This is a genomic window from Salipiger sp. PrR003, from assembly GCF_010500785.1.
Taxonomy (GTDB): Bacteria; Pseudomonadota; Alphaproteobacteria; order Rhodobacterales; family Rhodobacteraceae; genus Salipiger; species Salipiger pacificus_A.
Genome location: NZ_JAAGOV010000043.1, coordinates 97,751 through 123,674 on the forward strand (window position 1 = coordinate 97,751; position 25,924 = coordinate 123,674).

At 67.2% G+C, this 25,924-nt stretch carries 27 protein-coding genes; 12 read left to right on the forward strand and 15 right to left on the reverse strand.

Annotated elements, in window-relative coordinates:
• Nucleotides 1–84: 84 nt before the first annotated feature.
• From G0D83_RS15180 to G0D83_RS15195, 4 genes are read right to left on the reverse strand one after another with little or no spacing between them, the layout of a single operon-like run.
• Complete coding sequence (locus tag G0D83_RS15180) at nucleotides 85–1,689, reverse strand: carboxyl transferase domain-containing protein (protein ID WP_108966137.1); 1,605 nt, start codon at nucleotides 1,687–1,689, stop codon at nucleotides 85–87.
• Entirely contained in the window at nucleotides 1,686–3,260 is a 1,575-nt protein-coding gene (locus tag G0D83_RS15185; protein ID WP_164195466.1) for an AMP-binding protein, read from the reverse strand. Before G0D83_RS15185 ends, G0D83_RS15180 begins: the two co-directional genes overlap by 4 nt.
• Nucleotides 3,257–3,559, reverse strand: a complete 303-nt coding sequence (locus tag G0D83_RS15190; protein ID WP_164195468.1) for a hypothetical protein — start codon at nucleotides 3,557–3,559, stop codon at nucleotides 3,257–3,259. Before G0D83_RS15190 ends, G0D83_RS15185 begins: the two co-directional genes overlap by 4 nt.
• A 5-nt stretch (nucleotides 3,560–3,564) precedes the next feature.
• Nucleotides 3,565–4,728, reverse strand: a complete 1,164-nt coding sequence (locus tag G0D83_RS15195) for an isovaleryl-CoA dehydrogenase (RefSeq protein WP_164195470.1) — start codon at nucleotides 4,726–4,728, stop codon at nucleotides 3,565–3,567.
• Between the two features lie 158 nt (nucleotides 4,729–4,886).
• Here G0D83_RS15195 and G0D83_RS15200 point away from each other — a divergent pair, with 158 nt between their 5' ends.
• Nucleotides 4,887–5,369 carry a pyridoxamine 5'-phosphate oxidase family protein gene (locus G0D83_RS15200; protein ID WP_164195472.1) on the forward strand — a complete coding sequence of 161 codons (483 nt, stop codon included), beginning with the start codon at nucleotides 4,887–4,889 and terminating at the stop codon, nucleotides 5,367–5,369.
• Between the two features lie 20 nt (nucleotides 5,370–5,389).
• Complete coding sequence (locus tag G0D83_RS15205) at nucleotides 5,390–5,857, forward strand: CreA family protein (RefSeq protein WP_164195474.1); 468 nt, start codon at nucleotides 5,390–5,392, stop codon at nucleotides 5,855–5,857.
• A gap of 18 nt (nucleotides 5,858–5,875) precedes the next feature.
• Here G0D83_RS15205 and G0D83_RS15210 read toward each other — a convergent pair whose 3' ends face one another.
• Nucleotides 5,876–7,045: an FAD-dependent monooxygenase gene (locus tag G0D83_RS15210; RefSeq protein WP_164195476.1), complete on the reverse strand. Its 1,170-nt coding sequence runs from the start codon at nucleotides 7,043–7,045 to the stop codon at nucleotides 5,876–5,878.
• 108 nt (nucleotides 7,046–7,153) lie between these two features.
• On the reverse strand, nucleotides 7,154–7,576 hold the full coding sequence (dksA, locus tag G0D83_RS15215; RefSeq protein WP_108966148.1) for an RNA polymerase-binding protein DksA: 423 nt from the start codon (nucleotides 7,574–7,576) through the stop codon (nucleotides 7,154–7,156).
• 271 nt (nucleotides 7,577–7,847) lie between these two features.
• On the opposite strand from dksA, the gene G0D83_RS15220 reads away from it, so the two are divergent.
• Both G0D83_RS15220 and G0D83_RS15225 read left to right on the forward strand, forming a co-directional pair.
• Nucleotides 7,848–8,687: a MoxR family ATPase gene (locus tag G0D83_RS15220; RefSeq protein ID WP_108967684.1), complete on the forward strand. Its 840-nt coding sequence runs from the start codon at nucleotides 7,848–7,850 to the stop codon at nucleotides 8,685–8,687.
• Nucleotides 8,688–8,934: 247 nt separating this feature from the next.
• The gene (locus tag G0D83_RS15225; protein ID WP_164195478.1) at nucleotides 8,935–10,407 is read left to right on the forward strand and encodes a DEAD/DEAH box helicase; all 1,473 of its coding nucleotides are present in this window, start codon (nucleotides 8,935–8,937) and stop codon (nucleotides 10,405–10,407) included.
• A gap of 128 nt (nucleotides 10,408–10,535) precedes the next feature.
• Here the strand turns inward: G0D83_RS15225 and G0D83_RS15230 are convergent, their stop codons facing one another.
• From G0D83_RS15230 to G0D83_RS15240, 3 genes are all read right to left on the reverse strand, one after another.
• Nucleotides 10,536–10,961 (reverse strand): OsmC family protein, encoded by a 426-nt coding sequence (locus tag G0D83_RS15230; protein WP_108966150.1) that lies wholly within the window; start codon nucleotides 10,959–10,961, stop codon nucleotides 10,536–10,538.
• Nucleotides 10,962–11,049: 88 nt separating this feature from the next.
• Nucleotides 11,050–11,352 carry a SelT/SelW/SelH family protein gene (locus G0D83_RS15235; protein WP_164195480.1) on the reverse strand — a complete coding sequence of 101 codons (303 nt, stop codon included), beginning with the start codon at nucleotides 11,350–11,352 and terminating at the stop codon, nucleotides 11,050–11,052.
• A 12-nt stretch (nucleotides 11,353–11,364) separates the two neighbouring features.
• Nucleotides 11,365–11,820, reverse strand: coding sequence for an Lrp/AsnC family transcriptional regulator (locus G0D83_RS15240; RefSeq protein WP_108966154.1), 456 nt, complete (start codon nucleotides 11,818–11,820; stop codon nucleotides 11,365–11,367).
• 152 nt (nucleotides 11,821–11,972) lie between these two features.
• Here G0D83_RS15240 and G0D83_RS15245 point away from each other — a divergent pair, with 152 nt between their 5' ends.
• From G0D83_RS15245 to G0D83_RS15265, 5 genes are all read left to right on the forward strand, one after another.
• Nucleotides 11,973–12,278: a DUF2849 domain-containing protein gene (locus G0D83_RS15245; RefSeq protein WP_108966156.1), complete on the forward strand. Its 306-nt coding sequence runs from the start codon at nucleotides 11,973–11,975 to the stop codon at nucleotides 12,276–12,278.
• A gap of 49 nt (nucleotides 12,279–12,327) precedes the next feature.
• Nucleotides 12,328–13,995 carry a nitrite/sulfite reductase gene (locus G0D83_RS15250; RefSeq protein WP_164195482.1) on the forward strand — a complete coding sequence of 556 codons (1,668 nt, stop codon included), beginning with the start codon at nucleotides 12,328–12,330 and terminating at the stop codon, nucleotides 13,993–13,995.
• A gap of 4 nt (nucleotides 13,996–13,999) precedes the next feature.
• Nucleotides 14,000–14,791 (forward strand): phosphoadenylyl-sulfate reductase, encoded by a 792-nt coding sequence (locus G0D83_RS15255; RefSeq protein WP_164195484.1) that lies wholly within the window; start codon nucleotides 14,000–14,002, stop codon nucleotides 14,789–14,791.
• Nucleotides 14,788–15,165: a DUF934 domain-containing protein gene (locus G0D83_RS15260; RefSeq protein WP_164195486.1), complete on the forward strand. Its 378-nt coding sequence runs from the start codon at nucleotides 14,788–14,790 to the stop codon at nucleotides 15,163–15,165. Before G0D83_RS15255 ends, G0D83_RS15260 begins: the two co-directional genes overlap by 4 nt.
• Before the next feature lie 69 nt (nucleotides 15,166–15,234).
• Nucleotides 15,235–16,098 carry a ferredoxin--NADP reductase gene (locus G0D83_RS15265; protein WP_164195488.1) on the forward strand — a complete coding sequence of 288 codons (864 nt, stop codon included), beginning with the start codon at nucleotides 15,235–15,237 and terminating at the stop codon, nucleotides 16,096–16,098.
• Between the two features lie 83 nt (nucleotides 16,099–16,181).
• On the opposite strand, the gene G0D83_RS15270 is transcribed toward G0D83_RS15265, so the two are convergent.
• Both G0D83_RS15270 and G0D83_RS15275 read right to left on the reverse strand, forming a co-directional pair.
• Nucleotides 16,182–16,823 (reverse strand): hypothetical protein, encoded by a 642-nt coding sequence (locus G0D83_RS15270; protein ID WP_164195490.1) that lies wholly within the window; start codon nucleotides 16,821–16,823, stop codon nucleotides 16,182–16,184.
• A gap of 132 nt (nucleotides 16,824–16,955) precedes the next feature.
• Entirely contained in the window at nucleotides 16,956–17,591 is a 636-nt protein-coding gene (locus G0D83_RS15275) for a hypothetical protein (RefSeq protein ID WP_164195492.1), read from the reverse strand.
• Nucleotides 17,592–17,811: 220 nt separating this feature from the next.
• Between G0D83_RS15275 and infC the strand changes: the two genes are divergently transcribed.
• Nucleotides 17,812–18,357: a translation initiation factor IF-3 gene (gene infC, locus G0D83_RS15280; protein ID WP_108967690.1), complete on the forward strand. Its 546-nt coding sequence runs from the start codon at nucleotides 17,812–17,814 to the stop codon at nucleotides 18,355–18,357.
• A gap of 139 nt (nucleotides 18,358–18,496) precedes the next feature.
• Here the strand turns inward: infC and G0D83_RS15285 are convergent, their stop codons facing one another.
• The 4 genes from G0D83_RS15285 to G0D83_RS15300 all read right to left on the reverse strand — a co-directional run bounded on the left by G0D83_RS15285 (nucleotide 18,497) and on the right by G0D83_RS15300 (nucleotide 22,503).
• A complete protein-coding gene (locus tag G0D83_RS15285) occupies nucleotides 18,497–19,489 on the reverse strand; it encodes a molybdopterin-binding protein (RefSeq protein WP_164195494.1) in 993 nt (330 codons plus the stop codon).
• Entirely contained in the window at nucleotides 19,486–20,490 is a 1,005-nt protein-coding gene (locus G0D83_RS15290) for an XdhC family protein (RefSeq protein WP_164195496.1), read from the reverse strand. The genes G0D83_RS15285 and G0D83_RS15290 overlap by 4 nt, the downstream gene beginning before the upstream one ends.
• Nucleotides 20,491–20,535: 45 nt before the next feature.
• Nucleotides 20,536–21,762 carry a DegT/DnrJ/EryC1/StrS aminotransferase family protein gene (locus G0D83_RS15295; RefSeq protein WP_164195499.1) on the reverse strand — a complete coding sequence of 409 codons (1,227 nt, stop codon included), beginning with the start codon at nucleotides 21,760–21,762 and terminating at the stop codon, nucleotides 20,536–20,538.
• 78 nt (nucleotides 21,763–21,840) lie between these two features.
• Nucleotides 21,841–22,503, reverse strand: a complete 663-nt coding sequence (locus G0D83_RS15300; RefSeq protein ID WP_164195501.1) for an HAD-IA family hydrolase — start codon at nucleotides 22,501–22,503, stop codon at nucleotides 21,841–21,843.
• Between the two features lie 120 nt (nucleotides 22,504–22,623).
• On the opposite strand from G0D83_RS15300, the gene glmU reads away from it, so the two are divergent.
• Both glmU and glmS read left to right on the forward strand, forming a co-directional pair.
• A complete protein-coding gene (gene glmU, locus G0D83_RS15305; RefSeq protein WP_164195503.1) occupies nucleotides 22,624–23,982 on the forward strand; it encodes a bifunctional UDP-N-acetylglucosamine diphosphorylase/glucosamine-1-phosphate N-acetyltransferase GlmU in 1,359 nt (452 codons plus the stop codon).
• Between the two features lie 4 nt (nucleotides 23,983–23,986).
• Nucleotides 23,987–25,804 (forward strand): glutamine--fructose-6-phosphate transaminase (isomerizing), encoded by a 1,818-nt coding sequence (gene glmS, locus G0D83_RS15310; RefSeq protein ID WP_164195505.1) that lies wholly within the window; start codon nucleotides 23,987–23,989, stop codon nucleotides 25,802–25,804.
• Nucleotides 25,805–25,924 lie beyond the last annotated feature (120 nt).

Genomic DNA, 25,924 nt, shown 5'->3' on the forward strand with positions numbered 1-25,924 from the left:
TCCCGGGGGAGTCGCCGCAGGCGACGGGGGTAGAGCCCGCTCTCTTCATGAGGGCAGAGCCCTCGCACGTCCAAGACCGCCCCATCACATCCGGAACACGCCGAAGCGCGTCTCCTCGATCGGGGCGTTGAGCGCCGCGCTCAGCGAAAGCGCCAGCACGGCGCGAGACTTGCGCGGATCGACGCAGCCGTCGTCCCAGAGCCGGGCCGAGGCGTAGAGCGGGTGCGACTGCTCTTCGAACATGTCGATGGTCGGCTGCTTGAAGGCCGCCTCCTCGGCTTCGGACCAGCTGCCACCCGAGCGTTCGATGGCATCGCGCTTCACGGTCGCCAGCACCCCCGCCGCCTGTGCCCCGCCCATCACCGAGATGCGGCTGTTGGGCCAACTCCACAGGAACCGCGGCTGGTACGCGCGCCCTGCCATGCCGTAGTTCCCCGCCCCGAAGGAGCCGCCGACCAGCATGGTGATCTTCGGCACGTTGGTTGTCGCCACCGCGGTCACCATCTTGGCGCCATGGCGGGCGATGCCCTCGTTCTCGTATTTGCGCCCGACCATGAAGCCGGTGATGTTCTGCAGGAACACCAGCGGGATGCCGCGCTGCGAGCAGAGCTCGACGAAATGCGCGCCCTTCTGCGCCGCCTCGGAAAAGAGCACGCCGTTGTTGGCAATGATCCCCACCGGGCACCCCTCGACATGGGCAAAGCCGGTGACCAGCGTCTCGCCGTAGCGCGGCTTGAACTCGTCGAAGCGCGAGCCATCGACCAGCCGGGCAATGACCTCGCGGATGTCGTAGGGCGTGCGCAGGTCGGCGGGCACGACGCCGAGGATCTCCTCGGGATCATAGGCAGGCGCCTCGGGGGATTGCCATTCGACCCCCGCCGGTTTCACCCGGTTGAGCCCGCCCACCGCGCGCCGCGCCAGCGCCAGCGCGTGGGCATCGTCCTCGGCAAGGTAGTCGGCCACGCCCGAGAGCCGGGTGTGCACGTCGCCGCCGCCAAGCTCCTCGGCGCTGACCACCTCGCCGGTCGCCGCCTTCACCAGCGGCGGTCCGGCAAGAAAGATCGTGCCCTGCTCCTTAACGATGATCGTCACGTCCGACATGGCGGGCACATAGGCCCCTCCCGCGGTGCAGGAGCCCATGACCACGGCGATCTGCGGGATGTTCTTGGCGCTCATCCGCGCCTGATTGTAGAAGATGCGGCCAAAGTGGTCGCGGTCGGGAAAGACCTCGTCCTGGTTGGGCAGGTTCGCCCCGCCGCTGTCGACGAGGTAGATGCAGGGCAGATGGTTTTCCTCGGCGATCTCCTGCGCGCGAAGGTGCTTCTTCACGGTCAGCGGGTAATAGGTACCGCCTTTCACCGTGGCGTCATTGCAGACCACCATGACCTCGCGGCCCATGACACGGCCGATCCCGGCGATCACCCCGGCGCAGGGCGCGTCGCCGCCGTAGATGCCATGCGCCGCCGTGGCACCGATCTCTAGGAAGGGCGCGCCCGGATCGAGCAGGTTGGCGACGCGCTCGCGGGGCAGCATCTTGCCGCGCGAGACGTGGCGCTCTCGGGCTCTTTGCCCGCCGCCCGCCGCCGCCTGCGCCGCCGCCTGCTCGATGACCCGCAGCGCCTCGAGATGGCCAGCGCGGTTGGCCTTGAACGCCTCGGAGGACGGGATGGCCTGGGATTGCAGTTTCATGTGTCCTCCTGAACCTTTGGGCGACCCGCTTCCTGCTCGGCCTCAGCCGTGGCGCGGGCCTTCAGCTGCTTGCGGATCACCTTGCCGGTGACCGTCATGGGCAGCGCCTCAAGAAACGATATTTCCCTTGGGCAAGAATAGGTTGCCAACCTTTCCTTCACCCAGGACTTCAATGCGTCGGCATCCGCCTCGGCGCCGTCTTTCAGCACGACATAGGCCTTGACGATCTCGGTGCGGAGCGGATCGGGCTTGCCGACCACGCCGACGGTCAGAACCGCCGGATGGGTGATCAGGCAATCTTCGATCTCCGCCGGGCCGATGCGGTAGCCGGCGGAGGAAATCACGTCATCCTCGCGCCCGAGGAAGCGCAGGTAATCGCCCTCCCAGGTGCCGCGATCCCCGGTCAGCAGCCAGTCGCCGCGGAACTTCTCCGCCGTGGCCTGTGGATTTTTCCAGTATTCCAGCATCATCGAGGCCGACCCCCGGCGGACCGCCACGTCGCCTTCGCCCCCGGTGGGCACACCCTCGGGGTCAATCACCGCGATCTCATGGCCCGGCACCGGCTTGCCGATACAGCCGGGGCGCGGATCGAAAAGCGTGCCGGCCGAGCTCGCCACCATGTTGCACTCGGTCTGGCCGTAGAACTCGTTGATGGTCAGGCCAAAGGCGTCTCGGCCCCAGGCCAGCATCTCGGCGCCGAGCGGTTCGCCGCCACTGGCGACGGAGCGAAGGCCCGGGATACGCACATCCGACGCCTTCAGCATGCGCAGGGCCGTGGGCGGAAAAAACACATTTCTTACAGAGTGGTCCACGCAGATATTCGCGCACTCAGAGACCTCGAACTTGGCCATGCGCGCGGCCACCACGGGGACCCCGAGCGCCAATCCAGGCATCGCCACGTCGAAGAGCCCGCCGATCCAGGCCCAGTCCGCCGGCGTCCAGAGCACATCGCCGGGCTGGCCGAGCCGGTCGTGGCTCATCTCGACTCCCGGCAGGTGCCCCATGAGCACCCGGTGGCCATGCAGCGCGCCCTTGGGTTTGCCAGTGGTGCCGCTGGTGTAGATGAGGATCGCCGGGTCCTCGGGACCGGTGTCGGCGATCGCGCTCTCGGAGGGTTCTGCGGGAAGATCGGTGATCACCTCCAGATCGAAGGGTGCCAGCATCCCGGCGCCCTCCTCATCGGTCACCACCACCCGCGCCCCGCTGTCGCCGAGCCGCGAGCGCAAGGCGTCCTCGCGGAAGAGCTTGAAGAGCGGCACCGAGATCGCCCCCATCCGCCACGCCGCGATATGCGCCGCGGCGCAGAGCGGCGATTGCGAGAGCAACACCCCCACCCGGTCGCCGCGCACGGCGCCCCGCGCCTCGAGCGCGGCCTGCACCCGGCGCGACAGCAGCGCCAGCTCGCCATAGGTCACCGGGCTGCGGCCATGCTCGAGGATCGCCACCCGGTCCGGCGCCAGCGCCGCCCAATCGTCGCAGACCTGCGCCGCCATGTTCAGCCGGGGCGGAACGCGCCAGTCGAAGCGCGCGCGCATCTCCTCGTAGGTGCCTTCGGGCAACAATGGGTTCATGTCTGCGGCCCCCTCCTGACCCGCGCGTGAAGGATGCGCCCCAGCCGGTCCATCTCGTAGACATGCGCCAGATCCTCCCGCGCGCAGGTCACCACGATCCAGACCGGCGCCTCTCCGGGGCGCCCCGTGCAATCGCTTCTCGCGGCCCCCCCGGGGCCGGTCTCGGCGTAGAGCGTGGCGGCCGTGGCAATCGCCTCGGTTTCCGTCAGCTCTGCCGCCTGCGTCCCGGCGCGGTAGGCCACCAGTGCCACCAGCGCGAGAAGCGCCAGCGCAGGGGCATACCAGAGCGACCGGGACATGCTTCTCAGCCCATCGCGTTCATCAGCTCGCGACCCACCAGCATCCGGCGGATTTCCGAGGTACCGGCTCCGATTTCCATCAGCTTGGCATCGCGGAAGAGCCGCGCCACGGGTGCATCGGCAAGGAAGCCCGCGCCGCCCATCGCCTGCACCGCCTGATGCGCCTGCACCATCGCTTGCTCGGAGGCATAGAGGCAGCAGGCCGCGGCGTCCTGCCGGGTGACATCGCCGCGGTCACAGGCCTTGGCGACCTCGTAGACATAGGCGCGGGCCGAATTCATCGCCGTGTACATGTCGGCGATCTTGCCCTGCATGAGCTGGAAATTCCCGATTGGCTGGCCGAACTGCTTGCGCTCGGCCATGTAGGGCATGATCTCGTCGAGACAGGCGGCCATGATGCCCGTGCCGATGCCCGCGAGCACGACGCGCTCGTAGTCGAGCCCCGACATGAGCACCCGCACACCCTTGCCCTCTTCGCCGAGGATGTTCTCGAAGGGCACCTCCACGTCGTCGAAAATCAGCTCGGCGGTGTTCGAGCCGCGCATCCCGAGCTTGTCGAAATGCGGCGAGGTCGAAAAGCCGGTCATGCTCTTCTCGATGAGGAAGGCGGTGATCCCCTTCGACCCGGCGTCGGGGTCGGTCTTGGCGTAGACCACCAGGGTGTCGGCGTCCGGCCCGTTGGTGATCCAGTACTTATTGCCGTTGAGGATGAAGCGGTCGTTCTTCTTCTCGGCGCGCAGCTTCATGCTGACGACGTCCGATCCAGCGTTCGGTTCGGACATGGCAAGCGCACCGACATGCTCTCCCGACACCAGCCCGGGCAAATATTTCGCCTGCTGCTCGGGCGAACCGTTGAGCTTGATCTGGTTGACGCAGAGGTTGGAATGCGCGCCGTAGGAGAGCGAGACCGAGGCCGAGGCGCGGGCGATCTCCTCGACCGCGATGACATGTGCCAGGTAGCCCATGCCCGCCCCGCCGAACTCTTCGGGCACGGTGATGCCCAGAAGGCCCAGCTCGCCCATTTCACGCCACAGCTCGTTCGGGAACACGTTGCCCCGGTCGACCTGCGCCGCCATCGGCTTGACCCGCTCCTGTGCCCAGCGATGCACCATCTCGCGCAGCGCGTTGACGTCTTCTCCAAGGTCAAAGGTCATGACCGCGTTGAACATAAGCTCGCCCCTCCCCGGCGGTTATTGAACGCTTGTTCATATCTAATCCCGCCACACGTCAGCCGTCAACAGCAAAGGCGTGTCACCCTGCCGTGATCTCAAGGAACAGCGCCGCCGAAGGCGCGTTGAGGCGATGACAAACCAAAAGGAGCGACAAGATGGCCAAGGATGACATGAGCGAGCTCAAACAGGACTTCTGGAAACAGCTGAAAGATGTGCGCGCCGGGCTGCTGGCGGCGGACGGCGAACGCCCGGTGCCGATGGCACCGCATGCCGACAAGGAGGAGAATGCCATCTGGTTCATCACCGCCAAAGGCTCGGCCGCGGACCGCGCGGCCAAGAGCAGCGGCGAGGTGAGCTTCCACGTCGCCGACACCAAGGCGCATCTCTACGCCAATATCTACGGCACGGCGGAAATCTCGAACGACGAGGAGAAGCTCGACGAGATCTGGAGCGTGGTCGCCGGCGCCTGGTTCGAGGACGGGCGGGACGACGAGGCTGTGCAGCTGATCAAGATGACCCCGAAAGAGGGAGAGGTCTGGGTCAGCAACGGCGGTGCAAGCTTCCTTTACGAGATCGCCAAGGCACAGATGACGGATGACACGCCCGACGTGGGCGCGCATGGTCGGGTGGTGTTCTGATACTTCCACGGAGACCCGCCATGAAACCCGCCCTCCTCGCGCTGCTGTGTCTGCTGCCCTCTGTGACGCTTGCAGAGCAGGTCGGGGAGGTCGGCGTTGACTGGGTCGGCAACGACATCGAGATCGATGCAATTGCCGACCCGAAGGTGGAGGGCGTAACCTGCCACATCGCCTATTTCGATCGCGGCCTCCTGGACCGGTTGTCCAAGGGCAACTGGTTCGAGGATCCGTCCAATGCCTCGATCTCCTGTCGGCAGACGGGGCCGATCCTGATCGGCGACATTGACCGCGACAAGGATGGCGAGGACGTGTTCCGCGCCTCGCGCTCGATCATTCTCAAGTCGCTGCGGGTGAAACGCATCTATGACGAGAAGAACCAGACGTTGATCTACCTCGCCCATGCGGCGGAGCTGACCGAGGGATCGGCCAAGGTCTCGCTCTCGACGGTGCCGCTTTATGGCACCGATGCGAAATGGGCAGACGAATGAGCGCCTAAGGGTAACGCCTCAGGCGACCCGTGTCGCGTCGTAGCCATAGATCCAGTCAAACTGACCGAGCATGCGCTCTGGCGCGAGGCGGCCGAGCATTCCCATGCCAAGGTGCGCAACCCCGCGCACGAGCGGGTTCTTCAGGTGATATTTCCAAGCATTGCCCGTCGCGGCCGCCACGATCCTGTCGCAGCGGTCCCGGCGGAGCCCTTCGTAGCGCGCCAGCGCTGCCTGCCGGTCGTCGATGGACGACAGGCAGCAGGCAAGCACGAAAGCATCCTCCAGCGCCATGTTCGCGCCCTGCGCCATGAACGGCAGCGTGGGGTGCGCCGCATCCCCGAGGAGCGCCGTGCCCTCGCCGTACCAGCGCCGCGCCACGGGGTGGCGGAAGAGCCCCCAGAGCCCGGGGCGGTCCACCGCGGCGAGAAGTTGCGGGACATCGCCGCCGAACCCGGCAAAGGCAGCGCGCAGGTTGGCCGGATCGTCGAATTGCGACCAGCCTTCCTCGGTCCAGCCGCGGCGCTCTTCGGCGGCCACGAGGTTGACCATCCTGCCGCCGCGCAGCGGGTAGCTCACCAGATGACGCCCCGGCCCCATGTGGACCCGCGCCTCGGGCGGATGGCCGGTGAGATTGGGCACCACAGCGCGCCAGGCGACCTGGCCGGTGAAGAAGGGTGCCGCCACGCCGTTGAGTGCGCTGCGCAGCACCGAGTGCAGCCCGTCGGCCCCGACCACCAGGTCGGCGGAGCAGGAATCGCCATTGGCCATCTCCAGCCGCGCCGGCGTGCCCGGGTGCACCGCCGAGACCTTCTGCAACAGCCGCACCTGCGCGCCCGCCTCGCGCGCCGCCTGCGACAGCAGTCCGATAAGGTCGGCGCGGTGGACGAAGTGATACTCCGAGTCCGCCGGGAGCCGGCCGAGATCGAGCCGCAGCACCTCGGCGCCCCGACGATGGTCGCGCAGTGACACCGCCCGGGCCCGGCAGGCACCGGCGCGCAGGTCGTCGGCCAGACCCAAGGCCGCGATGGCCCGCAGCCCGTTGGGGCTGATCTGCAGGCCCGCGCCGACCTCCGAGATCGCCTCGGCCTGCTCCAGCACGCGCACCTCGAAGCCGCGCTGGCGCAGCGCCAGCGCCGCGGCGAACCCGCCGATGCCCCCTCCGATGATCGTGACTGACTTGCCCGGCACGCCGCCGCTCCCGCTAAAGGCGAAAAAGGAAAACGCCGGAGCCAATGGCCCCGGCGTCCTGTCTTGTCAAGCTATTACACCCCGACCGCTGGCCGGGACACCGCCGGGTCAGTCGTCGCGATGCACCTTCTCACGGCGTTCGTGGCGCTCCTGCGCCTCGAGGCTCATGGTGGCGATCGGACGCGCATCCAGCCGCTTGAGGCTGATCGGCTCGCCGGTCACTTCGCAGTAGCCGTATTCTCCCTCCTCGATCCGGCGCAGCGCCGAGTCGATCTTGGAGACCAGCTTGCGCTGACGGTCACGGGTGCGCAGTTCAAGCGCGCGGTCGGTCTCTTCGCTGGCACGATCGGTCACGTCGGGAATGTTCCGGGTGGCTTCCTGCAGCGCCTCGATCGTATCGCGGCTTTCGGCGAGGATGTCGTTTTTCCACGCGAGCAACTTGCGGCGGAAATACTCCGTCTGACGCTCGTTCATGAAAGGTTCGTCTTCGGCCGGACGGTAATCGTCGGGCAGAAAAGTCTCGGACTTCATTTCTGCTCCCTCTTCATAACCGGTGTCCGGCGAGGAAATCCTGACCGGAACCGGTACCCCTTGCGAGGCTGCTGTTATCCTACCCACCCCCCCATGTCACTACACAATGGGATAGGTCGCGGACGAATCTTCGGCAGCTGCTCATTTTGTAACCGCCGTGTGACAGCGCCTTTCCAAAGCGGCTTCAAAGGCCGCTTGAAGCGAAGTTTGCGGGGCTCTATCCCTCTCTGGGACAGACGCGGAGGAGCGCCCCATGACCGAGCAGCCCAGCCTGAACTTCCAGGGCACCGAGGCCTATGTTGCCACCGAGGATCTGACCATGGCGGTCAACGCCGCGATCACCCTCGAGCGGCCACTGCTGGTCAAGGGCGAGCCGGGCACCGGCAAGACCGAGCTGGCACGGCAGGTCTCTCTGGCGCTCGGCCTGCCGATGCTCGAATGGTCGATCAAGTCCACCACCCGCGCCCAGCAGGGGCTTTACGAGTATGACGCGGTCAGCAGGCTGCGCGACAGCCAGCTCGGCGAGGAACGGGTGCATGACATCGGCAATTACATCCGCAAGGGCAAGCTCTGGCAGGCCTTCGAGGCGCCGGGCAAGGTGGTGTTGCTGATCGACGAGATCGACAAGGCCGATATCGAGTTCCCCAACGACCTGTTGCAGGAACTCGACCGCATGGAGTTCCACGTCTACGAGACCGGAGAGACGGTCCGCGCCCGCCAACGCCCGATCGTCATCATCACCTCGAACAACGAAAAGGAGCTGCCCGACGCCTTCCTGCGCCGCTGCTTCTTCCACTACATCCGCTTTCCCGATGAAGAGACCCTGCGCCGCATCGTCGAGGTCCACCACCCCGGCATCAAGCCTGCCCTGCTGACCGAGGCTCTGACCCAGTTCTACGAGCTGCGCGAGCAGCCGGGGCTGAAGAAGAAGCCCTCGACCTCCGAGGTGCTCGACTGGCTCAAGCTGTTGCTGGCCGAGGACCTGGACGCCGCCGATCTGCGCCGCGACGGGGCGGACGCCCTGCCCAAGCTGCACGGCGCGCTTTTGAAGAACGAACAGGACGTCCATCTTTTCGAGCGGCTCGCTTTCATGGCCCGGCGGCAGCGCTGAGTCCCTGCCGCCGTGGAAGATTCCTGCGAATGCGCCTACCAAAACGTCGCGAATCCGTGTCCCCGGCGCCTCAGAACTGGCTGAAACAGCCCTTTTCGCCGCCCAAACCCCCTACAGATTGACCTTTCCCGTCTGTTTCCGGTACAAGCCCGCATCATGGCTGCCCTCGGGCGGCTCTTTCGGGCCATCCGGGCCCTTCATCAGACGCGCGGGCCACGTTCAAGAGTCCGCATTGCATCGGACCTACATGACCAAGTTTACCGACCTAAACCTGAACCCCAAGGTGCTGAAAGCCATCGAAGAGGCGGGCTACGAAACGCCCACGCCGATCCAGGCAGGCGCCATTCCCCCCGCGCTCGAGGGCCGCGACGTGTTGGGCATCGCCCAGACCGGCACCGGCAAGACCGCGTCCTTCACGCTGCCGATGATCACCCTGCTGGCGCGCGGCCGCGCCCGGGCACGGATGCCGCGCAGCCTTGTGCTCTGCCCGACGCGCGAGCTCGCGGCGCAGGTCGCCGAGAACTTCGATGTCTATACCAAGCACCTCAAGCTGACCAAGGCGCTGCTGATCGGCGGCGTCTCGTTCAAGGAGCAGGAGCAGCTGATCGACAAGGGCGTCGATGTGCTGATCGCCACCCCGGGCCGCCTTCTGGACCATTTCGAGCGCGGCAAGCTGCTGCTCACCGGCGTGCAGATCATGGTGGTCGACGAGGCCGACCGGATGCTCGACATGGGTTTCATCCCCGACATCGAGCGGATCTTCTCGCTGACGCCCTTCACCCGGCAGACGCTGTTCTTCTCGGCCACCATGGCGCCCGAGATCGAACGCATCACCAACACCTTCCTGTCCGGCCCCGAGCGCATCGAAGTCGCCCGGCAGGCGACGGCGTCCGAGACGATCGAGCAGGGCGCAGTCTTCTTCAAGGCCTCGCGCAAGGATCGCGAAGCCTCCGAGAAGCGCGCCGTGCTGCGCGCGCTGATCGACAAGGAAGGCGATGCCTGCACCAATGCGATCATCTTCTGCAACCGCAAGGTCGACGTCGATATTGTCGCCAAGTCGCTGAAGAAATACGGCTACAACGCCTCGCCGATCCACGGCGATCTCGACCAGTCGCAGCGCACCCGCACGCTCGACGGGTTCCGTGACGGCTCGGTCCGTCTGCTGATCGCCTCCGACGTGGCCGCGCGCGGGCTCGATGTGCCCTCGGTCAGCCACGTGTTCAACTTCGACGTGCCGAGCCACGCCGAGGATTACGTTCACCGCATTGGCCGCACCGGCCGTGCCGGGCGCAAGGGCAAGGCCTTCACCATCGTCGTGCCGAAGGACGAAAAGAACTTCGAGGAAGTCGAGAAGCTGCTCCAGAAAGAAATCCCCCGCGTCGATTCGCCGGTCCGCGGCACCCCTGTCTCGGACGCACCGGTCACGCAGGACGAGGAAAAGCCCGCCAGGCGCAGCCGGTCTCGCTCGCGCCGCTCGGAGCGCAGCGATGCCGCGCCCAAGGTCGATGCGGCTCCGAAGGCCGAGGCCGTCGCCGAGGCCCCCACACCGGCACCCGCGCCCGCACCGGAGGTGGCCGAGCGGCAGGAACGTGCTCCGCGCAACAGCGACAAGCCCCGCGGCCGTGGCCGCAAGGGCGAGCGCGAAGGCACTGTCGTGGGCATGGGCGATCACATGCCCGAGTTCATCGCGCTCAGCTTCGAGCAGCGTCGCGCAAGCTGAAGCGGTCTCATCCCGATACGAAAGAGCCGCCCCTCGGGGCGGCTCTTTGCGTCTGGGATATTGTTCAGCGCCGGGGCTTATTCCGGAGGCAAGCGCGAGGGGCCCCGCCTCTCGCGTCCTGCGCCAGGTCAGGCCAGCGTCGCATCCATGGTGATCTCGGCGTTGAGCAGCTTGGAGATCGGGCAGCCGGCCTTGGCCTTGTTCGCCGCCTCCATGAAGGTCTCCTCGCTGGCGCCGGGGATCGAAGCGGTCAGCTTCAGGTGGCTCTTGGTCACCGTGAAGCCGCCATCGTCCTGTTCCAGCGTGACCGTGGCGACGGTGGAGATGTCGTCGGCCTTGAGGTCGTAGTCGCCGAGGATGTTGCTCAGCGCCATCGAGAAGCAGCTGGCGTGGGCCGCGGCGATCAACTCCTCGGGGTTGGTGCCCGCCTCGTCGCCGAAGCGCTTGTTGAACCCGTAGTTCTGCTTGTTCAGCACGCCGGACTCGGTCGAGACGGTGCCCGTCCCATCCTTGAGCCCGCCCTGCCAGTTCGCGGATCCGCTCTTGTTGATCATCTTTTGGGTCTCCCTCTTTCTGCCCGCATGGGGCTCTGGTCGCCAACCTAGCGCAGCAGGGCGCGAGGTCACGCCTGTCGGAAAAACTTCATGTTCCGGCGCCGGTCGGCCGGTCGGAATGGCCGAGGTCGCGCGTGGGGTCGATAACATCGCGCAGGCGCTGCTTGATCACCTTGGGCTCGGGGAAGCCGCCGTCGCGCTTGCGCTCCCAGAGCAGCACGCCGTCTACAGAGATCTCGTAGACCCCGCCGTAACCGGGGACCAAGGTCACGCCGCCAAGGTCCTGCCCGAAGGTCTGCAACACCTCCTGCGCCATCCAACCGGCGCGCAGGAGCCAATTGCAGCCGGTGCAATAGGTGATGGAAACCTGCGGTTTCGGCGCATTGGTCATGGTGCGGCCTCCTCAGAGCGGCAGCGCGTTGGTGTTCTTGATCTCTTCCATCGAGAGCAGCGCGGTCACGTTGTAGACCTTCACCTCGGAAATCAGCGCCTGATAGAAGACATCGTAGGCGCGGGCATTTTTAACCCGCACCTTGAGGATATAGTCGATCTCGCCGGCGAGGCGATGCGCCTCCATCACCTCGGGCCGCTCGCGCAGTGCCTTGAGGAACTTGCGCTGCCAGTCGGCCTCGTGCTCGGAGGTGCGGATCAGCACGAAGAAACAGGCCTCGAAGCCCAGCTTCTCGGGGTCGGGGATCACCACCTGCGGGCCGATGATCCCGGCCTCGCGCATCTTGCGGATGCGATTCCAAACCGGGGTCTTTGATGACCCCACGGCACGGGCGATCTCGTCCAGCGAGCGCCCCGCGTCCTCCTGCAGTTCCAGAAGGATTTTCCGGTCGGTCTCGTCGATGGACATGGCTGTTCCGCCCTTTCGCCTGCGTTGGAACGTCTGCACCATCCTTAACCACAGGACGGGACGTATGTCCTTATATTTCCGCCCCTCTGGCCGCAAGGGGGGACAAAATTCTATATTGAATGGCAACGAACCCCCTCCCGGAGTGTATCCCGATGCCGAAGCCCTTCACGCCCAAGGTCGTCACCGCCAACGCGCTGATCGAAGGCGACGTGATCTACCTCGCAGCCGATGACAGCTGGGTGCGCGATCTTGCCAAGGCCGAGGTGATCACCGACGAGGCCATTGCGCAGATGCGCCTTCTGGACGCGCAGGCGCGCGCCGCCGAGACGGTGGGCGTCTACCTCGCCGACGTCAAGCTGGGGGCCAACGGCGCCGAGCCGACGCACTTCCGCGAGGATTTCCGCCGCACCGGCCCCTCGAACTATTTCCACGGCAAGCAGGCCGAAGCCGACGCCTGACCCGGCGCCTTCCCCCACGCAGCGACCAGGCCAGACGCAGGAGACCCAGATGTACCGCTACACAGAGTTCGACACCGCCTTCATCCAGGAACGCAACCGCCAGTTCCGTTCCCAAGTCGAGCGCCGCATCGCCGGCAACCTCACCGAGGACGAGTTCAAGCCGCTGCGCCTGATGAACGGTCTCTACCTGCAACTGCATGCCTACATGCTGCGCGTGGCGATCCCCTATGGCACCCTGTCGAGCGCGCAGATGCGCCAGCTCGCGCTGCTGGCCGAGAAGTGGGACAAGGGCTACGGCCATTTCACCACGCGCCAGAACATCCAGTACAACTGGCCGAAGCTCTCGGACGTGCCGGACATGCTCGACGCGCTGGCCGAGGTGAACCTGCACGCCATCCAGACCTCGGGCAACACCATCCGCAATGTGACCGCGGACCATTTCGCTGGCGCCGCCGCCGACGAGATCGCCGACCCGCGCCCGGTGGCCGAGCTGCTGCGGCAATGGTCGACCGATCACCCCGAATTCCAGTTCCTGCCGCGCAAGTTCAAGATCGCCGTCACCGGCGCGCCGAACGACCGCGCGGTGATCAAGGCGCATGACATCGGCATCGAGATCGTCACGAAGGACGGTCAGGTCGGCTACCGCGTGCTCGTCGGCGGCGGCCTCGGCCGCACCCCTATGATCGGCAAGGTGCTTTCGGATTTCGTGGCGCAGGATGACCTGCTGCCCTTCGTCGAGGCCACCGTCTCCGTCTGGAACCTGCTCGGCCGCCGCGACAACAAGTACAAGGCGCGCATCAAGATCACCGTGCACGAGCACGGGATCGAGGAAATCCAGCGCCTCGTCGCCGAGCGCTTTGCCGAGACCAAGGCGGCCTTCAACGGTGCCGACCTTGATCTCTTCGAAGAGATCAAGGAAAGCTTCGGCGCGCCCGCGTTCCGCAATGCCCCCGAGGACGACTTCGCCGCGGCCTATGACGCCGACCCGGTGTTCCGCTCCTGGGCCGACACCAACCTCGCCGAGCACAAGGCGCCCGGCTATGCCATCGTGCAGGTCTCGCTCAAGGCGCATGGCCAGACGCCGGGCGATGCCTCGGCCGAGCAGATGCGCGTGCTGGCGGATCTGGCCGAGCGCTTCGGCCACGACGAGCTGCGCATCAGCCACGAGCAGAACGTGATCCTGCCGCATGTGCATAAGTCGGACCTGCCGCAGCTGCACCAGATCCTCAAGGCGCATGGGCTCGCGACTGCCAACATCGGCAAGATCAGCGATATCATCGCCTGCCCCGGCATGGATTACTGCGCGCTGGCCACGGCCCGCTCGATCCCGATCGCCACGCAGATCGCCACCCGGTTCGACGAGCTCAAGACCGAGCACGAGATCGGCGACCTGAAGATCAAGATCTCGGGCTGCATCAACGCCTGCGGCCACCACCACGTGGGCCATATCGGCATCCTCGGGCTGGATCGCGGCGGCGTCGAGACCTATCAGATCACTCTCGGCGGCGATGCCACCGAGACCGCCGCGCTCGGCGAGCGCACCGGTCCGGGTTTCTCCTACGAAGAGATCGTGCCCGCCATCGAGCGGCTGGTGGACGCCTATCTCGAGCAGCGCGAGAGCCCCGAGGAGACCTTCCTGCAGGCCTATCGCCGGCTCGGCATGGCGCCCTTCAAGGAAGCGCTCTACGAGACCGAGAAGAACGCCGAGGCAGCCTGAGGCGATGACCCTCCAACTGCCTCCCAACACGCCCGAAACAGGCGCGAAGGCTCTGCTGCCCGATGAGCTGGCAGAGCTGCGCGCCCGGGTCGACGCGCTCAATGCGCGCTACCGGCACCACGGCGCGACCGCGGTTCTGGAGGGGGCCCTGCGCGATCCCGAGGCAGGGCGCATCGCCATGGTCTCGTCCTTCGGGGCGGAATCGGTGGCGCTGCTGCACCTCGTGGCGGTGGTGGATCGCACCACTCCGGTGCTGTTCATCGACACGCGGCTGCTCTTTGCCGAGACGCTGGAGTACCAGCTCGAGATCTCCGAACGGCTGCGGCTGTCGGACGTGCGGGTGATCCGCACAGACGAGGCGCTGCTGCAGTCCCGCGACCCCTACGGCGCGCTGCGCTTTTCGGACAAGGACGCCTGCTGCGCCCTGCGCAAGACCTTCCCGCTCGAGCAGGCGCTCGGCGGGTTCGACGGCTGGATCACCGGGCGCAAGCGCTACCAGTCGAAGACCCGCGCAGGGCTCGAGTTCTTCGAGCTCGAAGAGGAAACCGGGCGCATCAAGGTGAACCCTATGGCGCATTGGGCGCCCGAGGACATCGGCGCCTACATGGACGAGAACCGCCTGCCCCGGCACCCGCTGGTGGCGCAGGGCTACCCCTCGATCGGCTGCGCGCCCTGCACCAGCAAGGTCGCGCCCGGAGAGGACCCCCGCGCCGGACGCTGGCGCGGCGAAGACAAGGTTGAATGCGGCATCCATTTCATCAATGGCCAGGCCGTGAGAGAAGGACAGAGCCAATGACCGTCATCGTGACCGACGAGGGCTTCGGCCCCGACACCTGGGAAGCTCAGGACGCCCCCGTGCTGGACCTGCCCTCCGACACCGACCCCGCGGCGCTGGAAGTTCCGCACAACACCACGCATGTCCGCATTGCCTTCCCGAGCTTCGCCGATGGGCGCGGCTTCACGCTGGCACGCCTGCTGCGCCTGCGCGGCTTCACCGGCACGCTGCGCGCCGCCGGTCACGTGATCTCGGACCAATACGCCATGGCCCGCCGTTCGGGCTTCGACGAGGTCGAGATCTCGGACGAGCTGGCCGCCCGCCAGCCAGAGGACGAGTGGAAATTCCGCGCGGACTGGCAAAAGCACGACTACCAGTCGCGGGTGCGCGGCTAAGACGCCTTTCCCCTGACCTGCATCACAGATATAGCCAAGGGACCGGCTGATCGGCCGGCAAGAGATACAATGACAGAGTTGAAACCCGTGAACGAAGCCACCGCAGCGAAAGCCGACGCGCCGAAGAAGATGGTGCTTCCCGACGCCCAGAGTGTCACCTTCGTGAAGCACTGGACCGACCGGCTTTTCTCTTTCCGCGTCACCCGCCCTGCTAGCCTGCGCTTCCGTTCGGGCGAATTCGTGATGATCGGCCTGATGGGCGATCCCGATCCGAAGACCGGCAAGCAGAAGCCGCTGCTGCGCGCCTATTCCATCGCCTCGCCTTCCTGGGACGAGGAGCTGGAATTCTACTCGATCAAGGTGCAGGACGGCCCGCTCACCTCAAAACTGCAGCATATCCAAGTGGGCGACGAAGTCATCCTGCGCCCCAAGCCCGTCGGCACGCTGGTGCATGACGCGCTGCTGCCCGGCAAGCGCATCTGGTTCTTTGCCACCGGCACCGGCTTTGCGCCCTTCGCCTCGCTGCTGCGCGAGCCGCAGACCTACGAGGATTACGACGAGGTCATCATCACCCACACCTGCCGCGAGGCGGGCGAGCTGGAATACGGGGCCGCGCTGATCGAGAGCCTGAAGACCGACGAGTTGCTGAACGAGCTGATCGGCGAAGGCTTCTGGAAGAAGATCAAGTACTATCCGACGACCACCCGCGAAGAGAGCCCGAAGATGGGCCGCATCACCGACCTGATGCGCTCGGGCGAGGCCTTTGCCGATCTTGGCGTGGCGCCGCTGAACCCCGAGACCGACCGTGCGATGATCTGCGGCAACCTCGCCTTCAACCTCGAGCTGAAGCAGATGTTCGAGGACTATGGCCTCGAAGAGGGCGCCAACTCGGACCCCAAGCATTACGTGGTGGAGAAGGCTTTCCTCGACTGAGGCGCCCCACCCGGCAACAAGGAAAGCCCCGGCACAACCGGGGCTTTTTGCGTTGCGCGCGCCGCGTAAGACGCGCGTGGCGGTCAGCCGCGGCCCGTTTCCTTGAAGCTCTGCCGCTCAGCCGAAGGGTCGAGCGCGATCAGCAGCAGCGCGGCGGAGAGTGCCAGCAGGCACGCCGCCGTGTAGATCGACATCGCCTCGACGACGGGCAAGGCCCACGGCGAGCCGCGGTGGAAATCATGCACGAAGAGCACTGCCACGATGCCCGATAGCCCCGCCGTGCCCGAGAGCATCGGAACCTCGGCCCGGTTCAGCCGCGGGCTGCACAGCCCGGCAAGCCCGAGCGCCGCGACAAGGATGCCGGCAATCGTGCCCGGCGACATGCGGTCCGTAAACGCGCGGCTTTCGGCCAACACGTCGAAGCCGCCATTCCCGAGCGGGATGACGATGGAATTTGTCAGCGCCACAGCCGCCGCGATGCCCGCGCAGGCCAGCACCGCGCCGCGGGGCGCCGATCGCTGCAGGTGGATGAGGATCCCCGAGAACAGGAGAGCAAAGCTGATCGCCGTGCTCGGCACCATGGCCGCGCGGTACGGCGCACCGCGCACCAGCACCTCGACCCCGAACTGCCAGCCCGCCAGAACAGTCCCCACCACGCACAACGCGATGATCGAAAGGAGCATAGGAACGCCGCGGTGCGGCAGCTCGGTTCTCTGGAAAGCCATACTGGTCTGTCTCGGAGCGGAAGCGGTATTCGGAGGGTTACGGCATAATAAATCGCGTGGATCACGCCGCGCCAGAAGGAAATCCGGCACGGACTAGATATTTCGTGTCAGCCGGGCGACGGGTCCCGGCGGTCAGAGACCGAGCCGCTCGCGCGCCTCTTCAAGCACCGCCGCAAGCTGCTCCGGCGCGTCCTTCACCGTAGCCAGCGCGGATTTGGTCGCCTCCTTGGCAGCAAAGCCGAGGTCGGATTGCTCAATGTAAGCGACGGCCTTGTCGTAATCGAAGCCCTCGACGGTGAAGAGCTCGCGCAGCTGTGCGTCGGTCATCCGGGCCACCTCGGCCCCGGTGTCGGAGGCGCTGTTCATCGCATCCCCCGCCGCGGTGCCGGCCGTGTCCATCGTGCTCTCGGCCGAGGCCATGGCGTCCCTGGTGGTATCTGTCACCGCATCCGCCGCGCCCTGCACGGTGTCCGCAGCCTTGCCCGCCGCATCGGAAATCGCCGCCATCGCGTCATCGGCGGCCTCGCCCGCCTTGTCCATGGCCTCGCGCCCCGCAGCCGCCGCATCGTCGGCCGCCTGCTCGAGCGTCTCGTCGGCTCTTTCGGCCGCGGCCTCCGCCTCGGTGCCCGCGTTGTCCATGGGGTCATCTACGGCGCCGGTCACCGCCTGGTCGCTCTCGACGGGAATGCCATCGTCGCCGCTGCGCATGCCGAAAACCAGGATGCCGATCAGCACAATGGCCCCGACGATCAGAATCGCTTGTCTCATCTCAGATATCTCCAGTCTCGCATGAGTGTCGCGTCGGTGTGAGATAGGCATTCACATTGCCATGATCACCCGCTGGTCGGGGCATCGGCAGCGCATCGCGCACCCGATGAGCGGGTTGAGGCCCGACTTCCCCTCTGTTTCGGCCAATTGCCGCTTGAAACACCCGTCCCGCAGCACTATTTTGCGCGCCTACGAGACACGGCAACAAAGGACGAAAACCATAGCTCGCAGACCTCACAACGCGCCCCCGACGCGCGACACCGGCCCCCGCGTAAACGACCGCATCCGGGCTCCCGAAATCCGCCTGATCGGCGCCGAGGGTGAAAACCTGGGCGTGCAGACCCCTGCGCGCGCGCTGGAGATGGCCGAGGAAGCCGGTCTCGACCTGGTCGAGATCTCGCCCAACGCCAAGCCGCCCGTCTGCAAGATCATGGACTTCGGCAAGTTCAAGTACGAACAGCAGAAGCGTGAGAGCGATGCGCGCAAGAAGCAGAAGACCATCGAGGTCAAGGAAGTGAAATTCCGCCCCGGCACCGACACGCACGACTATGACGTCAAGATGCGCAACGTGCTGAAGTTCCTCGAAGGCGGTGACAAGGTGAAGATCACCCTGCGCTTCCGCGGCCGCGAGATGGCGCACCAGAACCTTGGCCGTGAACTGCTCGAGCGCGTGGCGGAAGACGTCAAGGAAGTGGGCAAGGTCGAGAACATGCCCAAGATGGAAGGCCGCCAGATGGTCATGATGATCGGTCCGGCTGCCAAGTAACGACCGATCCGTGATCCGGAAACGGGTCCGACGAGGGAAACCCGCCGCGCTGCCGCCGGCGGGTTTTGCTTTGTCTTGGGGTTTCGGTCGCGCTGTGCCGGGACGCTCTCTTTTGGATGACCCCGCGGGTGCGGTGCCCTCAGGCCTCGCGCGGGCGCGGACGGGAGGGCGGTTCTTTCAGCAGGCCTCCGACGCCCATGGCGGCGATGTCCCCGGGGGTCACGGTCTGACCGCAGATCAGCCGCTCGAGCACCCAATCCGCTCCGTTGATCGCTGGCGAGCGGGCGCAGCCGGGCAGGCCCACCACCGGGCGCGCGCCGAGGCGGCCGAAGAAGAGCAGGTTGCCGGGATCGACCGGCATGCCGAAATGGCTGACCTCCCCCCCCGCCGCGCGCAGCGCCTCGGGCGCGACGTCGTGCAGGTCGGAGGTCGCCGAGCCGGTCAGGATCAGAAGGATGTCACCCGGCGCTTCGCGAAGCGCCTGTGCCAGAGGATCGGTCCGGTGCGGCACAAGAACCCGCGGGCCGAGCGCGGTGCCGAAGCGCTCGAGCCGCGCGCGGGTGGCGCGGCGGCCCTTGTCGCCGGGATCGCCGCCCACCTCGGTCTCGATCAGCGTGGCGGACTTGGCCACCGGCCCGTGTAGGCGCAGCGCCCCGCCCCGGGCGGCGGCGCAGGCGGCCGCGAGCGCGGCCTCGGGCACGGCGTAGGAGATGATCTTCACCGTCGCCACCATCGCCCGCGGCGCGCAGCGCTGCCACGGGCGCAGGGTCGCGACCGTGATCATCGGGTGCACCGCGTTGACCGCATCGATCCGCGCGGCATCAACCTCGAGCACGCCGGGACCGAGCGCGTGCAGGTTGACCCGCCCCGTTGTTGCCGCACCGATGCGCAGCTGAGCGGCTTCTGGATCGGGCAGCAGCGCCTCGGCGAGCCGCCGCGCCGCCCTGTCCTCGGCCACGTCCCCGGGCTCGAGCCGCGCGACGATCACCTCGGAAAGCCCCGCCTCGCGCATCCTGCCGAGGTCCGCCGCTGTCAGCATGTGGCCCTTCTTCAGCTTCCCGCCAGTCAGCGCGACGGAATGCGCCAGTATCGCGCCCTCGGCCTCGGCCAGCGCCACGGGGCCGAATTTCATGCGCCCTTCCTCAGCACGCGGGTCATCTCGGCAAGGATCGACACGGCGATCTCGGCAGGGCCCGAGGCACCGATATCAAGCCCGATGGGCCCGTGGATGAGCGCGATCTCTGCCTCGGTGAACCCCGCCTCGGAAAGCCGCGTCACGCGCTTTGCATGGGTGCGGGTGGAGCCGAGCGCGCCGATATAGAAGACCTTCGAGCGCAGCGCCGCCTCGATGGCGGGATCGTCGAGCTTTGGGTCGTGGGTCAGCAGCACCAGAGCGGTGCGGGTATCGAGGCCCAGCTTCGTCACCGCCTCGTCGGGCCAGTCGTCGAGGATCGTCTCGCCGGGAAAGCGCGCCTCTGAGCCGAAGGCGCCGCGCGGGTCGATCAGCACCGGGTCGTAGCCGGCGATGCGCGCCATGGGCAGCAGCGCCTGCGCGATATGCACCGCGCCGACGACCAGCAGCCGCAGCGGCGGATTGTGGATGGCGACGAAGGTGCGGCTCTCTTCGACGAACCCCGAACGGTCCATGCGAAAGGCCGTCTCGTGCCCGGCGTAGGCGAGCGTGCGCTGCTGGCTGTCGAGGTCGACCACATAGGCCACGGGGGTGCGGGCGGCGCGGGCCTCGCAAAGCTCGGCGAGCAGCGCCTCGGGCAGCGCCGCGCCGACCGGCTCGACCAGCACGCGGATGGTGCCGCCGCAGGCGAGGCCGACGGCGAAGGCATCATCGTCCGAGACGCCGAATTCCAGCTCGCGGGACTTGCCCTCGTCGAGCGCCTCAAGCGCCTCGACGATCACCGCCCCCTCGACGCAGCCACCGGAGACCGACCCCTCGATCTCTCCGCTGCCGGAGATGGCGAGCTGCGCGCCGGTGCGGCGCGGCGCCGAACCCCAGGTCTGGATCACCGTGGCGAGCGCGGCCTTGCGGCCCTCGCGGTGCCAGGCGAGGGCGGTTTCGGGGATGGCGTCGAAGTCCTGGATGGACGTCGCCTTCGGGTCTGTCGTGTGCTTGGTCATCACAAACGCTCCTTCGCGTCCGGTCTGGGTCTTGATCCGCGCCGCTCAGCCGGCCTGCTGGTAGACCGCCGAGACCTCGGCGCGGATGATGCGGGCGATGAGCGCGCAATCCTCGAGGCTGAAGGTCAGCGGCAGGCGCATGTCGAGGATCCCCGTGAGAATACGATCGGTGGCGGGCATCGGTTCCGAAGGCGCATAACGCCAGCTGTCGTAGCGCGAGGTGAAGGCCACCGGTTCGGCGCCGCCGAACCACTTCAACTCGACCCCGCGCGCGGCGCAGCGGGAGAGCACCTCTTGGATCGCCTCGGGTGCCCAGTCGAGCAGCAGCGCCTGGATCGAGGAGCCGACGAAGCGCTCGGGCTCGGGCCGCTCGATCAGCGTAAGGCCCGGCGTGCCCCGCAGGCCCGCCTCAAGCACGCGGTAGCGGTCGTTCCAGCGCTCGATCTGCGCCGAGAGGTCGGCAAGTTGCGGCCGCAGCAGCGCGGCGCGCAGGTTGTCCATCCGGCCCGAGACGTTGGGGGTGAGGTATTTCACACGTTCGAAGGCCTCTGGCCCCGGTGCCGCAAGATGCCGCTCGTAGAGCATGTAGCTGCCCGACAGCATCACCGCACGGGCGGCCAGGTCCTCATCGTCGGTGACCAGGAAGCCGCCCTCGCCCGAGTTCATGTGCTTGTAGGTCTGTGTCGAGTAGCAGCCAATGGCGCCGTGCCGCCCCGAGGGCGTTCCGTTCCAGGAGGCCCCCATGGTGTGGGCGCAATCCTCGACGACCTGCACGCCCGCAGCGTCGCAGAGCGTCATCAGCCGGTCCATGTCGCAGATGTGCCCGCGCATGTGGCTGAGCATCAGCACCCGCGCCTGCGGCAGCTTGGCGGCGAGATCGTGGAGATCGATCACCAGCCCCTCGGTCACCCCGACGAAGACCGGCACCGCTCCGAGCGCGGCAATCGCCCCCGGCACCGGCGCCAGGGTAAAGGCATTGGTCAGAACCTTGTCGCCGGGCTGAACCCCGAGCGCGCGCAGGGCGCAGCCGAGCGCGTAGCCGCCCGAGGCCACCGCCACGCAGTAGCGCGCGCCGGTGAAAGCGGCGAATTCCTGTTCGAGCAGCGCGACGTCGGAGGTCTCTCCGGCGGCGGTGTTGTAACGGTGCAGCCGGCCATGGCGCATCACCGCCAGCGCGGCCTCGATCCCGGCTTCGGGGATGGGCTCCTGCTGGGTGAAGCTGCCGGTGAAACGTTCGGCAGTGAGGGTCTCGGTCTTCGGGTGCTCGGTCATGGGGCATTGATGCGCCCGCGCTGCCGCGCGGTCAATGCGCAAGGGCACACACCGATCTGCGCGCGCCTGCCGTGCGCCTCAGCCGATGAGCCGCGCCACCGCCCCGGCGAGCTCGTCGAAATGGCCGATCATCGCCTCGGGGTCCAGCGCCGAGACGGCATCGCCGTCGGGGCCGAAGCCGACAAGGATGCAGGGCACGCCCGCCGCCCTTGCCGTGTTGCGGTCGGTTGCCGTGTCGCCGACCAGCAGGCTCTGCGCCACCTGCCCGCCCGCACGTTCCACCGCCGCGACATAGGGCGCGGGGTCGGGCTTGCGCACCGGCAACGTGTCGGCCCCGATCAGCGCATCGAAATGCCCGCGGGCGCCCATGCGCTGCATCAGCGTCTCGGCCAGCCCTTCGGGCTTGTTGGTGCAGATGCTGACCTTGTAACCCGCCTCGCGCAGCCCCTGCACAGCGTCCAGCGCGCCGGGGTAGAAGCGGGTGTAGCGGTCGATGGCCTCGCCGTAGACCGTCAGCAGCTCGGGATACCAGCGGGCGATAAGCTCTTCGGAGAAGGTCCCGGCGCGGTCGAGCCCGGCGGTGAGCATGGCCCGCCCGCCCTTCACCGCGATGCCCGCGTCGAGCGCCGGGTCAAGCCGCACCTCGAGCCCCATGCCCTCGAAGCAGGCATTGGCGGCGGCGATCAGGTCGCCGCTGGTGTCGGCAAGCGTGCCATCGAGATCGAAGACCACCGTACGCATTCCGCTTGTCCCTTTCGCCGCGCCCTGTCACAGGCTGAAATCCAACGTGACCCGGGGCACCTTGCCCCCCTGCCCCAAGCGGATAAAACGGGCGCAGGCAGAAGACAAACAGGAAACCGCATGAGCCTCGCCCTGATCCTCCTTGCCGCAGGCAAGGGCACCCGCATGGAGTCCGATCTCCCCAAGGTCCTCCACCGCCTCGCCCAGGCCCCGCTGCTGTGGCACGCGCTGCGCGCCGGTCAGGCGCTCGAGCCCGCGCGGTCGGTGGTGGTGGCCGGGCACGGCGCCGAGGCGGTCGAGGCCTCGACCGCCGATTTCGCCCCCGAGGCGCAGGTGGTGATCCAGCAAGAGCAGCTCGGCACCGCCCATGCCGTGGCCCAGGCCCGCCCCGCGCTCGAGGGGTTCGAGGGCGACGCGCTGGTGCTCTACGGCGATACGCCCTTTATCACCGAGGCGACGCTGGAGGCGATGCGCGAGGCCCGCGCCAAGCATGACGTCGTGGTGTTGGGCTTCGAGGCCGCGGATCCGGGCCGCTACGGGCGGCTGGTGACCGAGGGCGACGCGCTGCAGCGCATCGTCGAGTTCAAGGACGCCTCCGAAACCGAGCGCGCCATCACCCTGTGCAACTCGGGCGTGGTCTGCGCGGACAGCAAGACCCTCTTCGACCTGATCGACGCCGTGGGCAACGACAATGCGTCGGGGGAATATTACCTCACCGACATCGTCGAGATCGCGCGGTCGCGCGGCCTTTCGGCTGGGGTCGTGCGCTGCGACGAAGCCGAGACTCTGGGCATCAATTCCCGCGCCGAGCTGCGCGCCGCCGAGGCCGCCTTCCAGGCCCGCAAGCGCGCAGAGCTGCTGGACGAGGGCGTGCTGATGAGCGCTCCCGAGACGGTGTTCTTTGCCTGGGACACCTACGTCGGCCGCGACGCAGAGATCGAGCCCAACGTGGTCTTCGGCCCCAGCGTGACGGTCGAGACCGGCGCGCGTATTCGTGCCTTCAGCCATCTCGAGGGGTGCCACGTCAGCCGCGGCGCCATCGTCGGCCCCTATGCCCGCCTGCGCCCCGGCGCCGAGCTGGCCGAAGAGGTGCACGTGGGCAACTTCGTCGAGGTGAAGAACGCCTATCTGGCGGAAGGCGTGAAGGCCAACCACCTCACCTATATCGGCGACGCCGACATCGGCGAGCGCACCAACATCGGTGCGGGCACGATCACCTGCAACTACGACGGTTTCTTCAAGCACCGCACCACCATTGGCAAGAATGCCTTCATCGGCTCGGACACCATGCTGGTCGCGCCGGTGACCGTCGGCGACGGCGCGATGACCGGCTCGGGGTCGGTGGTGACCGAGGACGTCCCCGCCGGCGCACTTGCGCTCGGTCGGACGAAACAGGTGACCAAGCCGGGGTTTGCCACCAGGCTGCGCGACATGCTGAAGGCCAAGAAGGCGGCGCAACAGACCGCCAAAGGAGACTAAGACCATGTGCGGAATCGTCGGCGTCCTGGGCAAGCACGAGGTTGCCCCCATGCTGGTCGAGGCGCTGAAACGCCTCGAGTACCGCGGTTATGACAGCGCGGGTATCGCCACGGTGAACGGCGGCCTGCTCGACCGCCGCCGCGCCGTCGGCAAGCTGGTGAACCTGCAGGACCTGCTGGTGCACGACCCGCTCGCGGGCAAGGCGGGCATCGGCCACACCCGGTGGGCCACCCATGGCGCCCCGACCGAGCGCAACGCGCACCCGCACCGCGCGGGCAAGGTCTCGGTCGTGCACAACGGCATCATCGAGAACTTCCGCGAACTGCGCGCCGAGTTGGCCGATCAGGGCCTCGCCCCCGAGACCGAGACCGACACCGAGACCGTCGCCATGCTGGTCTCGCACTACCTCGCCAGCGGCCTCGGCCCGGTCGAGGCGGCGTCCAAGGCGCTCGGACGGCTGGAGGGGGCCTTTGCCCTGGCCTTCCTCTTCGACGGCGAGGAAGACCTCATCGTCGCCGCCCGCAAGGGCTCGCCGCTGGCCATCGGCCACGGTGACGGCGAGATGTTCGTGGGCAGCGACGCCATCGCGCTCGCCCCGATGACCGATCGCATCACCTACCTCGAAGAGGGTGACTGGGCCGTGGTCACCCGCGCCGGGGCGAAGATCTTCGACGAGTCCGGCGCGCCGGTGCAGCGCGAGGAAAAACGCGTACGGCTCGACCAGACGCAGGTCGACAAGGCCGGCTACAAGCACTTCATGGCCAAGGAGATCGCCCAGCAGCCGACCGTGCTGGCCGAGGCGCTGGGGGCCTACCTGAACGGCGACGAGATCGTCCTGCCCTCCCCGGGCCTCGATTTCGCCGAGGTCGACCGGCTCGTCCTGGTCGCCTGCGGCACGGCCTATTACGCTTGCCTCACTGCCAAATACTGGTTCGAGAAGCTCGCCCGCATTCCGGTGGAGGTCGATATCGCCTCGGAGTTCCGCTACCGCGAGCCCCCCGTCACCAAGGGCACCGTCGCGCTCTTCGCCAGCCAGTCGGGCGAGACCGCCGACACGCTGGCCGCGCTGCGCTACTGCGCCGGACGGGCAGACCGGATCGTCTCGGTGGTCAACGTCGAGACCTCGACCATCGCCCGTGAAAGCGATCTGGCGCTGCCGATCCACGCCGGGGTCGAGGTCGGTGTCGCCTCGACCAAGGCCTTCACCTGCCAGCTCAACGTGCTCCTGCTGCTCGCCATCAAGGCGGCCGAGGCGCGCGGGCACATGGAAGCTGCCGAGAAGTCCGAGCTGCTGGCGCAGCTCCGCGCGCTGCCGGGCCTCTTCAACGCGGCGCTCGACCGCGACGGCGCCATCGCGGACGCCGCGCGGAAGATCTCCGAGGCCCGCGACGTGCTCTTCCTCGGCCGCGGCATGATGTATCCGCTGGCGCTCGAAGGCGCGCTGAAGCTGAAGGAAATCAGCTATATCCACGCCGAGGCCTATGCGAGCGGAGAGCTGAAGCACGGGCCGATCGCGCTGATCGACAAGTCGGTGCCAGTGATCGTCATGGCGCCGCGCGACGGGCTCTTCGACAAAACCGTCTCGAACATGCAGGAGGTCATGGCCCGCGGCGGCAAGGTCTGCCTGATCTCGGACGCGCGCGGCATCGAGGAGGCCGGGGACGGCATCTGGCAGAGCATCACCCTGCCCGAGGTGGACGAGCGCCTCGCGCCGCTCCTCTATGCCCTGCCCGCGCAGCTGCTGGCCTACCACGCCGCCATTGCCAAGGGCACCGATGTGGACCAGCCGCGCAACCTCGCGAAATCCGTGACGGTGGAATAACCCGCCCCGCCCGCTGCGCGGATCGCCACGGGACATTCAGACCAAAAAGAAAGCCCCGGACGTCTGCGCGACGTCCGGGGCTTTCTCTCTTTTCGAATTCGCAAATCCGGCGGCGGAGCC

Excerpts from the sequence above, each read along its gene's own strand:
- G0D83_RS15180 (WP_108966137.1), bottom strand. The coding sequence starts at position 1,689 with ATGAAACTGCAATCCCAGGCCATCCCGTCCTCCGAGGCGTTCAAGGCC.
- G0D83_RS15185 (WP_164195466.1), bottom strand. The coding sequence starts at position 3,260 with ATGAACCCATTGTTGCCCGAAGGCACCTACGAGGAGATGCGCGCGCGC.
- G0D83_RS15190 (WP_164195468.1), bottom strand. The coding sequence starts at position 3,559 with ATGTCCCGGTCGCTCTGGTATGCCCCTGCGCTGGCGCTTCTCGCGCTG.
- G0D83_RS15195 (WP_164195470.1), bottom strand. The coding sequence starts at position 4,728 with ATGTTCAACGCGGTCATGACCTTTGACCTTGGAGAAGACGTCAACGCG.
- G0D83_RS15200 (WP_164195472.1), top strand. The coding sequence starts at position 4,887 with ATGGCCAAGGATGACATGAGCGAGCTCAAACAGGACTTCTGGAAACAG.
- G0D83_RS15205 (WP_164195474.1), top strand. The coding sequence starts at position 5,390 with ATGAAACCCGCCCTCCTCGCGCTGCTGTGTCTGCTGCCCTCTGTGACG.
- dksA (WP_108966148.1), bottom strand. The coding sequence starts at position 7,576 with ATGAAGTCCGAGACTTTTCTGCCCGACGATTACCGTCCGGCCGAAGAC.
- G0D83_RS15225 (WP_164195478.1), top strand. The coding sequence starts at position 8,935 with ATGACCAAGTTTACCGACCTAAACCTGAACCCCAAGGTGCTGAAAGCC.
- G0D83_RS15230 (WP_108966150.1), bottom strand. The coding sequence starts at position 10,961 with ATGATCAACAAGAGCGGATCCGCGAACTGGCAGGGCGGGCTCAAGGAT.
- G0D83_RS15235 (WP_164195480.1), bottom strand. The coding sequence starts at position 11,352 with ATGACCAATGCGCCGAAACCGCAGGTTTCCATCACCTATTGCACCGGC.
- G0D83_RS15240 (WP_108966154.1), bottom strand. The coding sequence starts at position 11,820 with ATGTCCATCGACGAGACCGACCGGAAAATCCTTCTGGAACTGCAGGAG.
- G0D83_RS15245 (WP_108966156.1), top strand. The coding sequence starts at position 11,973 with ATGCCGAAGCCCTTCACGCCCAAGGTCGTCACCGCCAACGCGCTGATC.
- G0D83_RS15250 (WP_164195482.1), top strand. The coding sequence starts at position 12,328 with ATGTACCGCTACACAGAGTTCGACACCGCCTTCATCCAGGAACGCAAC.
- G0D83_RS15255 (WP_164195484.1), top strand. The coding sequence starts at position 14,000 with ATGACCCTCCAACTGCCTCCCAACACGCCCGAAACAGGCGCGAAGGCT.
- G0D83_RS15260 (WP_164195486.1), top strand. The coding sequence starts at position 14,788 with ATGACCGTCATCGTGACCGACGAGGGCTTCGGCCCCGACACCTGGGAA.
- G0D83_RS15265 (WP_164195488.1), top strand. The coding sequence starts at position 15,235 with ATGACAGAGTTGAAACCCGTGAACGAAGCCACCGCAGCGAAAGCCGAC.
- G0D83_RS15270 (WP_164195490.1), bottom strand. The coding sequence starts at position 16,823 with ATGGCTTTCCAGAGAACCGAGCTGCCGCACCGCGGCGTTCCTATGCTC.
- G0D83_RS15275 (WP_164195492.1), bottom strand. The coding sequence starts at position 17,591 with ATGAGACAAGCGATTCTGATCGTCGGGGCCATTGTGCTGATCGGCATC.
- G0D83_RS15285 (WP_164195494.1), bottom strand. The coding sequence starts at position 19,489 with ATGAAATTCGGCCCCGTGGCGCTGGCCGAGGCCGAGGGCGCGATACTG.
- G0D83_RS15290 (WP_164195496.1), bottom strand. The coding sequence starts at position 20,490 with ATGACCAAGCACACGACAGACCCGAAGGCGACGTCCATCCAGGACTTC.
- G0D83_RS15295 (WP_164195499.1), bottom strand. The coding sequence starts at position 21,762 with ATGACCGAGCACCCGAAGACCGAGACCCTCACTGCCGAACGTTTCACC.
- G0D83_RS15300 (WP_164195501.1), bottom strand. The coding sequence starts at position 22,503 with ATGCGTACGGTGGTCTTCGATCTCGATGGCACGCTTGCCGACACCAGC.
- glmU (WP_164195503.1), top strand. The coding sequence starts at position 22,624 with ATGAGCCTCGCCCTGATCCTCCTTGCCGCAGGCAAGGGCACCCGCATG.
- glmS (WP_164195505.1), top strand. The coding sequence starts at position 23,987 with ATGTGCGGAATCGTCGGCGTCCTGGGCAAGCACGAGGTTGCCCCCATG.